The organism is Pseudoalteromonas sp. R3 (genome assembly GCF_004014715.1).
GTDB lineage: Bacteria > Pseudomonadota > Gammaproteobacteria > Enterobacterales > Alteromonadaceae > Pseudoalteromonas.
Genome location: NZ_CP034834.1, coordinates 1,181,592 through 1,193,157, shown reverse-complemented (window position 1 = coordinate 1,193,157; position 11,566 = coordinate 1,181,592). Strand labels below are relative to the sequence as shown.

Genomic DNA, 11,566 nt, shown 5'->3' with positions numbered 1-11,566 from the left:
CACTTTATTACACACAAATAAAAGCTGATCCATTATCAGATAAAACCAGCACTTTACGATTAGACCGTCGAGAAACTAGCCTTGATTGATTTTTACGAATACAGGCATCTATAAATTCTATTAACAATTTTGCAAACCTGTAACTATACTCGCTGAGAATTAAGCAGATGTACTGACGGCTGGGTAGGGTTTGGCTAGTCGGCAGGCGTTTCACAAAAATAAGGTAACCACTATGACGACAAAAATATTTAGAAAATCAGCCTTAGCTGCGCTGGTAAGTATAGCGGTAACGGGCCTCAGCGCCTGCGCCAGCAACGACGACCTGCAACAAGGCAGCCAGTCTAATGGCGAGATTAGCAAGCCTAAAGGCGCTGTCGGGTCCGGCAATGTACCTATGGGCGTGGCCAAATCCAATCAGTTCTGGTGGCCGGATCAGCTTGACCTGTCAGCCCTGCGCGACCACGACGGCCGCTCTAATCCACTGGGTGAAAACTTCGACTATGCTATGGCATTCAACCAGTTAGATATGGCTGCGCTGAAGCGTGATATGAATGAGCTGCTTACCACGTCACAAGACTGGTGGCCAGCTGACTGGGGCAACTACGGGCCGCTGTTTATTCGCCTGGCCTGGCACAGCTCAGGTACTTATCGTACATTAGATGGTCGCGGTGGTGGTGATGGCGGTCAGATGCGCTTTGACCCGCTCAACAGCTGGCCAGACAATGGCAACCTGGATAAAGCCAAACGCCTGTTGTGGCCGCTTAAGCAAAAGTATGGTGAGCAAATTTCCTGGGGCGATTTGATGATTCTGGCCGGCACCGTTGGCCTTGAAAACATGGGCTTTAAAACTTATGGCTTCGCCGGTGGACGCACGGACGACTGGGAACCGGACTTAGTCTACTGGGGTCCAGAGGTTGAAATGCTGGCCAGTGATCGCGAAGAAAAAGACGGTAAATTACAACGTCCGCTCGGTGCAACACACATGGGCTTAATCTACGTGAATCCGGAAGGTCCTAAAGGCAAGCCCGATCCAGTAGGCTCCGCCAAAAACATCCGCGTGGCGTTTGGTCGTATGGCCATGAATGACGAAGAAACCGTGGCACTTATCGCCGGTGGGCACACCTTTGGTAAAATGCACGGCGCGCATAAAGCCAGTAAATGTGTGGGTAAAGAACCTGGTGGTGCAGCGATTGAAGAGCAAGGCCTTGGCTGGAAAAACAAATGTGGTAAAGGTCACTCCGAAGATACCGTTACCAGTGGTCTGGAAGGCGCATGGACTCAGGCACCGACCCGCTGGACTACACTCTACCTGCAAAACCTGCTGAACTTTGAATGGCAGCAAACACGCAGCCCGGGTGGCGCAATTCAGTGGATCCCAACCGATGAAGCGTTGCACACCTCAGTACCCGATGCGCATGTCAAAGGTAAGTTCAACTCACCGGTAATGACCACGGCCGATCTGGCGCTGAAGTATGACCCTGAGTATCGCAAAATTGCCGAGCGCTTTTTGGCCAACCCGGAAGAATACCGCCTGGCCTTTGCCAAAGCCTGGTACAAACTCACACACCGCGACATGGGCCCGCGTGCCCGCTATCTGGGCAATACCGCGCCTGATGAAGCGTTAATCTGGCAAGATCCGGTTCCGGCAGTTGATCATGCTTTAATTAATGAAGCCGATGCCAAAGCGATTAAGCTGGATATTCTGAAAACGGGTATCAGCGTACCGGCGCTTATTCGCACTGCCTGGGCGTCTGCTGCCAGCTTCCGTGCCTCGGATATGCGCGGTGGCGCCAATGGCGCCCGTGTTATGCTGGCACCGCAAAAAGACTGGCCAGTTAACAACCCAGATGAGCTATCGTCGGTTTTAAATCAGCTACAAGCTGTGCAGGCACGCTTTAACCGCGCAGCAGGCGGCACTAAGCAAGTCTCCATGGCGGATGTGATTGTACTGGCAGGTGCCGCCGCAGTTGAACAGGCAGCCAAGAATGCCGGTGTTACGGTGTCTGTGCCCTTTACTCCGGGGCGCACCGACGCGATCCAGGCACAAACCGACGTGGATTCATTCGCGCTGCTTGAGCCAAAAGCGGATGCGTTCCGAAACTACTTTGACGTGAGCGCCAGCTACCGCTCACCAACCGAAATGTTGGTTGATAAAGCCGACCAGCTTAATCTGACTGTGCCAGAAATGACGGTGCTGCTGGGTGGGTTACGTGTACTGGGTGCCAATGCTATGGGCTCTCAGCACGGTGTATTCACCGACAAAGTGGGCACGCTCAGCAACGACTTTTTCGTCAATCTGCTGAGCATGTCTCATCAGTGGCAAAAAACCAGTCAGCCCGGTTTATACGAGAGTATCGACCGCAGCACAGGCAAAAAGCGCTTCACGGCCACCAGTGTGGATTTGATCTTTGGCTCAAACTCAGAGCTACGCGCCGTGGCCGAAGTCTATGCCTATGACAACGCCCAGCAAAAGTTTGCAGAGGACTTTGTTAAAGCCTGGCACAAAGTGATGCAACTGGACCGTTTTGACTTGCGTCATCAGTTGTAATCCCATCCCAAATGTCAGCGCCTGCGATAGGCGCTGACTTTTTAGTTAAAACACTCAGTCAATGGGACAAGTTACACGCCCGACAGCGACAACCTGACCATACTGGCGGACCTCGAATTCTACACCCGCTTTTATCGCCATAGACTTACTCAGCCTGACGGTCACGTTAAGCTTATCGCCCGGCGCCATCGTTTCAATGTCGCTGGTCCAGCTCACCGTACCTGCCACATCAAGGTAATGCAGTCTAAAGTCACCTTCAAATCCATTGTGCAAAGGCGTTTTACGTCCGCCCTCTTCACCGGTCAAACAATAAAGCAGCGCTTCGAAACGTTTACATGACTTCAGCGTGCCCTTTGCGCAAAGCACCATGCCTGTTTCAATCTCATCGCGTGGGATCCCTTTGAGCACAATCATTGTGTGGTCTCCTGCACCCACACAGTCTTGTGGCTGAGATCCAATCTGTATTCTCGAACAAGTTGTCTGTCGTGAGTCTCTAATCCCAGCAAGTTCAACAGAATCTTTTACTCGTAAAGTACCGGACGTAATCCTGCCACAGGTATATGTGCCACGAAACTGAATCTCAAATACATCTTCGACAGGCATTAAGAAAGGCTGATCTTTAAAAAGAACGGGATCCAAAAAGTGACTATCCATTGCCCTGACTAAATCCCGTATCTTATCTTCCCAAACGGGGTCTCCTTCAAGCGCTTGCAATGCAGAACCATAGATCACAGGTGTCCTTTCACTATCAAACCAGTATCGATCAAGCTGCTCTCTCACGAGCGGCTCGATAAGACCGATGGGTTCTTTGCCCTGCGCAACGTCGCACTTATTAATAAACACAACGACTTGGCTTACACCACAGTCACGCAATAGCGTCAGGTATTCGCCACACGACTCAATAAGTTCAGGCTCCGGTGTGACCACTAGAATTGCCACATCGACCCTGGATATGCCACTGATCAGCCCCTTGGCTTGGTCCATCAAGCTAGGATAATCATATTGAACGCACACTCGCGCTGAGGATTCGTACTCTGCTTCCGAGCGGTAAAAGGTCACGCCTGAGCGGGCTTTGTGTTGTGGCGCATTATTTAATGCGGCAAAGTCTTGTGCTGATGCCATATGGTCTTTTTCCAGCACCTTCGTGATAGCAGCAGTTAAGGTTGTTTTACCGCGTCCTTTGGCACCTATCGTATCGACAAAGATCACTTGTTTAATAAATTCATCGTTGCTTGCCATACTATAGCTTCCTGACTCATGTGATGTTTAAGCATCATTATGGGAAAGGATATATCTAAATATCAATAACATCGTATTACACCTAAAATTCTGATAGTTCACAGCAGGCATGATTAACGCTCAGTTAGGGCGGCTTAAATCACGCCTGACACTGTAAATACTTAGCGCACTAACAAGATGCCAGTCGGTGCACTCGCTTGTCCATAAGACCAGAGGCTCGTGTCAGCAACAATGCCAATATCACGATAGTGCCCCCAACCCAGGGCGTATCCTGTAATGACATTTCTTCAACGACGACCCCACCGACCACCGAGCCAATGGCAATCCCGATATTAAATGCCGCGATATTAAGCCCGGATGCAACATCCACCGCATTGGGGGTATGCTTCTCGGCCAACTGCACCACATAAACTTGCAAGCCTGGTACATTACCGAATGCAAATGCGCCCCACAACAATACGGTGAATACCGAACCAATTTGGCTGCCCGCCGTCCATGTGAACACAAACAACACCAGCGCCAACGCGCTAAAAATAATATACAGTGCTTTCACAGGACCCAGACGGTCAGCCAACCTGCCGCCCCAAATGTTCCCTACGGCAACGGAGACGCCATAAACCAGCATAATTAACCCAACTGAGCTGGCGGCAAATCCGGAAACCTGCTCCAAGATAGGGGCCAAGTAAGTGAAAGTCACAAACGTACCACCATAGCCGACAGCAGTCATGGCATACACCAGTAACAGACGTGGCTGAGTCAGTACTTTGAGCTGTTCGCTCAGCTTGGCAGGCTCTGCTTGTTTAAGGTTCCCGGGTAGCAAAAAAGCGCTGCCCAAAAATGCCACCAAACCGAGTAATGACACAATCAAAAAGGTTGCTCGCCAACCAAACTCCTGACCAATCCAGGTACCCAGTGGGACACCAGTGACCAGAGCAACAGTCAGGCCAGTAAACATAATGGCAATGGCACTGGCTTCTTTTTCTTTACTGACCAGACTAGTCGCTATGGTCGAGCCGATAGAGAAAAACACCCCATGTGCCAATCCAGTCAGGATCCGCGCAACAATCAATGAATCATAACCAGGCGCCTGCCAGGCCAGCAGATTGCCGCCAATAAACAAAGCCATTAGTGTTAACAGTACCTGTTTACGGCGCCATCGCCCGGTCAGCGCTGTCAATACTGGTGCCCCGACAGCAACGCCAAGCGCATATAAACTCACCAGCAAACCCGCAGAGGGAAGTGAAACACCTAAATCTTGGGCAATCGTAGGTACCAGCCCAACAATCACAAACTCGGTCGTCCCGATAGCAAATGCGCTTAAGGTCAGCGCAAACAAAGCTAAAGGCATAATGCTCTCCTAACAATAATTAAGTGAAAGGAGTGTGCCGCATTTAATTACCAACAAAAACGACATAAATAACAAAATAAATTTGCTAAAAATGCAATAATATTACCGTATACGACTTCGCTAATCGGTAGTGCAAGGCATGGATCTAAAGTCCAAAACACAAGACATTAAGAGTTTTATTACAGTCGCTGATTGTGGCAGTTTCACACAAGCCGCAATTTTGCTTAATACAAATGCAGCCAAAGTATCCCGCTCTGTGGCCAGGCTGGAGCAAACATTGGATGTCACGCTGTTTATTCGCAGTACACGTCGGGTTGAGCTCACCGAAGAAGGGCTGGTCTTTTTGAGCCACGCAAGAACCGGACTCAATGCTTTATTGCAAGGTGAGGAAGCACTTAATAGCATAAAAGGTGCGCCTAAGGGTAAACTCAGGGTGGATGCTGCCAGCCCCTTTTTATTCCATCAGGTTATCCCCCATGTGGAAGACTTCGCCAGGGCCTATCCCGGCATAACGCTGGAGCTAATCTCCAATGAAAACATTGTCGACCTGATTGAAAAGAAAACCGATGTGGCGATCCGTATTGGCAAACTAAACGACTCGAACTTGCATGCTAAAAGGCTCGGAACCAGTACATTGCATCTGGTAGCCAGTCCCCGATACCTTGCAAAACATGGCCAGCCAAGCTGCGAGGCTGATTTAAATAAACACGTACTGATTGGTTTTGCTGATGCACCCAAGCTCAACCAGTGGTGCTTACGAGAGCAAATGACCATAAAACCAGCTATCAGTGCCAGCAATGGAGAAGCAATTCGTCAGCTGGCACTAAATGGCAATGGTATTGCACTGCTGTCACGCTTTATGATCCAGCAAGACATGAAAAATCAGCGGCTTGAAGAGGTGCTACCCGGCGCGATTATGAGCCCTAATCCACGTGAAGAGGTCAATGCAGTCTACTACAAGCACTCGACTGTTTCTCCACGGGTAGGGGCGTTTCTGGAGTTTTTTACCCAACGCTTCGCGCTGTGAACGCAAACCGCAAAGGCTATAACTTAAACTGCTCGACACTGGATTTAAGGCTGTGGGCCAGCTCACTGATGTCATGACAGGCATGGGAGATTTGATTGGCTCCTTGTGTCATCTCAACACCGGCCACATTAATGTTCTCAATATTGCGATTGAGTTCCTCAGAGACCACAGACTGCTCATTACAAGCGGCCGCAATCTGTGTGCTCATTGCTGCAATGCTGTCGATCTCCTGCTCAATCTGGCTGATGGTTTGGCTGACCGTCTCAGTTTGCTCCACGCACACATCAATCCCGGTCTGGCAGGTGCGTGTGGCTTCCCCCGTTTCTTTGGATTTTTGTTGCAAGTCACTGACAATTTCAACAATTTGTGTGGTTGATTCCTGGGTACGACGCGCCAGTGAGCGCACTTCGTCGGCCACTACAGCAAAACCACGGCCCTGTGCGCCGGCACGGGCGGCTTCAATGGCAGCATTCAGCGCCAGCAGGTTTGTTTGCTCTGCAATTTCGCGGATCACGTCGACTACCACATTGATATTCTGCGCGTTCTTTTCAAGGTTGAGCGCCAGCTCGCCAGCGTGCGTTACAGTTTCTGCCACGGCCGAAATATGCGACATGCTGCTTGTCAGTGCCGTATTGCCCTCGCGCGATTTCATATGAGCCTGGTTAGCAGACTCTGCACCCATTTCGGTGCTTTGTGCTACCTCAGACACGGCGGCTTGCATCTGGGTCATGGCAGAAGCAACAGACTGTAACTCGTTTTGCTGATGCTCCATGCCTTTGGCGTTTTGTGCAGAAATCATATTCACTTCTTCAACTGCAGAAGAGAGCAAGATAGCGCTGTCATTAATTTTCACAACAAGGCTGTTTAACTGCTGACGCATTTTTTCCAGCGACACCAGCAAAGAGCCCAGTTCGTTGCTGCCTGCCGAGTCAATATCGATTCGAGTACTTAAATCACCATTGGCAATGCTGCCAGCCAGATTCATAGCTTTTTCCAGTGGTCGCCTGATTGCTCCGCTTAGCACAACACTGATCAACGCAATCATAGCGGCACACACCAAAGTACAAATGATAATGGCCGTGATCACGGTTTTGACAGCCCCAATAGCAGATGACTCAGCATGTCCAACATTTTCACTGTTGATTTTCTCCAGCTCGCTTAGCTCGTCCATGGCCTTAGCAAAGATGGGATAACTGTTTAACACCGTCTCATTAGCGCGGCTCACCTCACCACTGCGTACCAGTGCGTTAAAGTCCGACGTCACCACCGCATATTTGCGCCAGGCAGACTCAAACGCCTCAAACTGGCGCCGCTCTTTTGCGCTTACATTAAGCTGACTATATAGCACAATTTTACGACTTACCCGGCGCGTAAATCACTAAGAATGCTCAGCCACTCACTCATTTCGGGGTGATCCGGGTTCATGGTGGCACCAAACTCATCTTTGCGTATGGTGGTTAGCTCTATCTTTAAATCCTTAACGATTTCTACCGAGGGAATGCTGGTTTGTACAATTGAATCAAGATCATCGCTGATCCCTCTCAGTCCGTTATAAGTCAATAGGCTGACTGCGAAGAAAACAAAAAATACCGAAGAAAAGCTCAAACCTATTTGTTTGGTGATGGATAAATCTTTTATTGCCATGCTCTTTATATGTTTCCCTAATTTAAAAATAATCCTGGTTAATAACCCCACCTAAGGTGAGTAAAAAGACGTTTTTTGGCGGCCAACATGAAACTGATAATATCGTGTAAAAAGCATATTTATTCAATATCCGCGCATACAATACACCTAAGAAGTTTCAAAGAATCGGGCGATAACATGTTTTTATTAAAACCAAGACCTCTATTTGAAAATTAAATTATAATCAGAAACAAACCCATTTAAAACAACACTTTTATTGATAACACCATCTTACACAATTAGAACACAGAGCGAACCACAAAAAACAAACAAAACCCCAACACCCTGACAAAAAAATCACAAAAAAAATAAAGAACAACACAATTATATCAACACATTAAAGTTCGACCCATTTATTGCCCAGCAAACCTAATCAAACTGCAGTATGAAAGTGAAAAATGCAGCTAAATTAGAAAATACATCTAAACCTCACCACGTTAGTTAAAAAGAGTTGAGACTTTTACCACCTAAAAGCAATATTTCTACACCTATCTTCACCACTACTTTCTTTAACGCACTTACTATGTTAAAAGGCATCATTCAACCTGTATAGTTTACAGCTATCATAACAACCAACCACTTAAAGGACATTTCTATGTGCGCACGTTCGCTTTGGTTTGCCATAGCATATTTGTTTTCTGCAAACGTATATGCCAGCGCTACAGAGCTATATAATAAACTCACACTCAATACGGCTACTATTCATAATATAGGTCTGGCTGGCAAATATACTTATGTTGTATTGAAAGGACTAAAGTATGAATTTCATCCTATGTACGGTGAGGTTAAGCTTCCAAACAATTGCTTAGCCTATTCTGTTGTAAAAGCACTACCCAATACCAATCGTCAAGATGGCGTGGGAGATAGTCCCAGATCTGGCTACTACTTGTTATATTTGGATAATCAAAAAAAGCAAAAAACAGGATGTGAAAATGCCCGTTTTGCAATAGGTAACCAAGTTGCTCTTTCCGTCGCGAAGGAAAACGCATTTAACGATAATGGCAATGGAGAAGTAAGCATAGGGTTAGCCGGTCAAAAAGCCTACTTTTCGGCAAAAACATACAAGATTAGACATAAGCTTGTGGCACGCCCACTATTAAACAGCTATCAATATCTGATTTCGCACGACGCTAAAAAGGCATATCGTATATCCGATATGCTGCGCAATCAGTATCGTGATGATAAAAACGGCACTGTGATAGAAGAGCAGGCCGTGACTTATTTTGTAAACTCCACTGACATTGCTGGGGCAAGCACAACAGGGGGGTTTGCGCTTGCTGGCTCCTATTATACTCACAACCCTCTACAGGAAACTTTGTTTTTTGAAAACACAGCAAAGATTACTGCATTTGGCATAGCAGGCAACAATACCTATATCACACTGCAACATCCTAAATATGAATTCGACTCAACCTATGATGTGATATACCCCGACATAATGAGTACACCGCTCGATATTCTATCTACTCAGTTGAATACCAAAAGGTCAGAAGTCACTGTTAATGGCCGCCGTGAAACCCGTCTGGAATCCAGTCCAGACAGTATCGTTGTATACCTACCGGGTACGCAAGGTTATAACTTTCATGTTGGTCAACATATCTATCTTTCAGAGCAATATGAGAACTCTGCAAAGGTCGTGCACCGAAGCTTGAGAAATCAGTATACTTATGTCGAGATCAGTAACCTCAAACGCCCTTTTAAGGCCGGGTATAATTTGTTACGTCCTATTAGGTCGGGCACGAGCGACGGACAGTCTCTTGCCATTCACGCAATAAACAACTTGGGTGGTGGCAAGTATGGCATATACATTGTTGGCCGGTATGCTGACAGGTTTGCTCTGGACAGTACGGTAAGACTTGCTCCAGCGTTTAATCAATCGCTAAGCGCAAATAATAACGGTGTTTATATCAATGGTAAGCTGATTGATTCCAGAAATGGTGTGGTCGAGTTGAGCGGTAATTACCGTGTAGTAAAAGACACGTTGTCTGGCAGTAAAAATATAATTATGCCGATTGACCATGTGGTCAAGTTTTCTGAAAGTGCCCGAGTTGAAGTGCCTGCAGGGTTTTCTCTTACCATTAATGGAACACTAGAGGCTGGTATGCACCGTATATTTTATGGTTCTGGTAAGGTTAAAGGACAACCAAAAGCGAGCGTCTATGGTTATGATGATATAGTTTCAACCAGTCAAACTCCATTCAATGTGATACCACAATGGTGGGGAGCGGTAGGCGATGCAATGACCAACAATTCAGCTGCTTTTCATCGCTTCTCAAACTCCATTCAGGACCACTGGACTATCTATATTCCAGCGGGCGAATATCTTCTAAACAGTGGTGGCTTTTCAATTGAAGGCAAGTCACATGTTGAAATATTTGGAGCGGGCAATCACGAAAGAAAAGCCGATACCGATGAAAGTTACACCGCCAGCGAGCAGCTTTACCTGCCAAACGTACGCAGGTCAAGTAAGCCAGTCACCCGCTTGAGACCTGCAAAACAAAGAATAACAAATGAATTTGGCATTGAGGGAATTGGCAACCCTGCTCCATATCCCAACCGAGGTCCTGAGCAAATCGAAGCTGTGCCTTACTTTACCACCTTAACTATTGACAGTGGTCATGCGATATCGCTTCGCGATATGGTAATTGAGACGCGCGGCAAGTTCTGGGGCGATACCGACCACCCTCAGCTTAGCTTTGACGCATATGGCAGGCTTAAAGCGCAATGGGCCAAAAATGCTGGTGGTTCAGCCTTGCTTGTTTCGCGTTCAACCGATGTGACTCTCTCCAACCTAGATGCGCGACTGGCTGGCTCCGTGGCTTCAGTATACCTGTCGTCTAATAACCGCGTAACACTTAACTACGTATTCGCAAATGCCGGTAGCTATGGGTATGCAAGCTTTAACCCAGACAACTGGGTTGATGCAAATATCAACAAAAATGGCAAATATACGTTTAATTACTGCTCATCCGCCGCAGAGAATGGACTTGGAACCATATCGGGTAAAGGGGGTATTGTGATTGAAGGTGACAACCAAAACGTACCGAAAGTGACTGTGACAGGCGGTCTTTACCGAGATGCCCAGCCAGGTTCTGACTTCCTTGATGGAGGTAATGGCATCTCTTCTGATACAGCCAACTTGACGATGACGAATGTTGACCTGGTAAACAACATGACAGCATTGCGCCTAACTGCAAAAAGTATCACGGAAAAGCTCACCACGAATATCTCTAACAGCCGGTTGCTCAACAATCGTGTGGCAGGTATTTATGCAAAATTCATAGAAGAACAACAGCAAGGTGAGGACCCGAGTCACAGTATCATGCTAAGCAATTTAGAGATAAAAACGAACAATAGCTCTGAGTGGAGTCGGCTTCCTAGTGCTCAGCCCTTATTGTTGGACAAGTCTACAAACTTTATTATCCATGCTCACTATCCAATCAGTATCAACTTGAAAAACAACAAGGTATCTGGTGGTGAATATGGAATGAGCATACACACCGGAGAACATACAATCCAACCGACTTTTAGCTGTGAGAACGACAGCCCGACCAATTGGGGAAAGCTCAGGCAACCAATGAAAGGGTGTTAATATATAAGACAGCAAATTACTGTTAAGGGTGGCACTACCGCCCCCTTTACACCTAAGCAGGTCGGGTAAGGCTTATCGTCTGATCCGCTTCTGTGATTAATGCGTATGACGCTAAAAAACGAGGCTTAA

Annotated in this window: 7 protein-coding genes; 3 read left to right on the top strand and 4 right to left on the bottom strand. The window is 47.3% G+C overall.

Annotation, left to right across the window (positions count from 1 at the left end):
- Positions 1-232 precede the first annotated feature (232 nt).
- The gene (gene katG / locus ELR70_RS04375) at positions 233-2,548 is read left to right on the top strand and encodes a catalase/peroxidase HPI (protein ID WP_054013490.1); all 2,316 of its coding nucleotides are present in this window, start codon (positions 233-235) and stop codon (positions 2,546-2,548) included.
- Positions 2,549-2,602: 54 nt separating this feature from the next.
- On the opposite strand, the gene ELR70_RS04370 is transcribed toward katG, so the two are convergent.
- Positions 2,603-3,787 carry a GTP-binding protein gene (locus ELR70_RS04370; RefSeq protein ID WP_054013491.1) on the bottom strand — a complete coding sequence of 395 codons (1,185 nt, stop codon included), beginning with the start codon at positions 3,785-3,787 and terminating at the stop codon, positions 2,603-2,605.
- 169 nt (positions 3,788-3,956) lie between these two features.
- Positions 3,957-5,135 (bottom strand): MFS transporter, encoded by a 1,179-nt coding sequence (locus ELR70_RS04365; protein WP_054013492.1) that lies wholly within the window; start codon positions 5,133-5,135, stop codon positions 3,957-3,959.
- Between the two features lie 139 nt (positions 5,136-5,274).
- Between ELR70_RS04365 and ELR70_RS04360 the strand changes: the two genes are divergently transcribed.
- A complete protein-coding gene (locus ELR70_RS04360) occupies positions 5,275-6,162 on the top strand; it encodes a LysR family transcriptional regulator (protein ID WP_054013493.1) in 888 nt (295 codons plus the stop codon).
- 16 nt (positions 6,163-6,178) lie between these two features.
- Here the strand turns inward: ELR70_RS04360 and ELR70_RS25675 are convergent, their stop codons facing one another.
- On the bottom strand, positions 6,179-7,510 hold the full coding sequence (locus ELR70_RS25675) for a methyl-accepting chemotaxis protein (RefSeq protein ID WP_277749859.1): 1,332 nt from the start codon (positions 7,508-7,510) through the stop codon (positions 6,179-6,181).
- Positions 7,511-7,521: 11 nt separating this feature from the next.
- Positions 7,522-7,806, bottom strand: coding sequence for an MCP four helix bundle domain-containing protein (locus tag ELR70_RS25670; RefSeq protein WP_277749858.1), 285 nt, complete (start codon positions 7,804-7,806; stop codon positions 7,522-7,524).
- Between the two features lie 634 nt (positions 7,807-8,440).
- Between ELR70_RS25670 and ELR70_RS04350 the strand changes: the two genes are divergently transcribed.
- Positions 8,441-11,437 carry a hypothetical protein gene (locus tag ELR70_RS04350; protein WP_054013495.1) on the top strand — a complete coding sequence of 999 codons (2,997 nt, stop codon included), beginning with the start codon at positions 8,441-8,443 and terminating at the stop codon, positions 11,435-11,437.
- Positions 11,438-11,566 lie beyond the last annotated feature (129 nt).

Coding starts and splice junctions, on each gene's coding strand:
- ELR70_RS04370 (WP_054013491.1), bottom strand. CDS start 3,787: ATGGCAAGCAACGATGAATTTATTAAACAAGTGATCTTTGTCGATACG.
- katG (WP_054013490.1), top strand. CDS start 233: ATGACGACAAAAATATTTAGAAAATCAGCCTTAGCTGCGCTGGTAAGT.
- ELR70_RS04360 (WP_054013493.1), top strand. CDS start 5,275: ATGGATCTAAAGTCCAAAACACAAGACATTAAGAGTTTTATTACAGTC.
- ELR70_RS04350 (WP_054013495.1), top strand. CDS start 8,441: ATGTGCGCACGTTCGCTTTGGTTTGCCATAGCATATTTGTTTTCTGCA.
- ELR70_RS04365 (WP_054013492.1), bottom strand. CDS start 5,135: ATGCCTTTAGCTTTGTTTGCGCTGACCTTAAGCGCATTTGCTATCGGG.
- ELR70_RS25670 (WP_277749858.1), bottom strand. CDS start 7,806: ATGGCAATAAAAGATTTATCCATCACCAAACAAATAGGTTTGAGCTTT.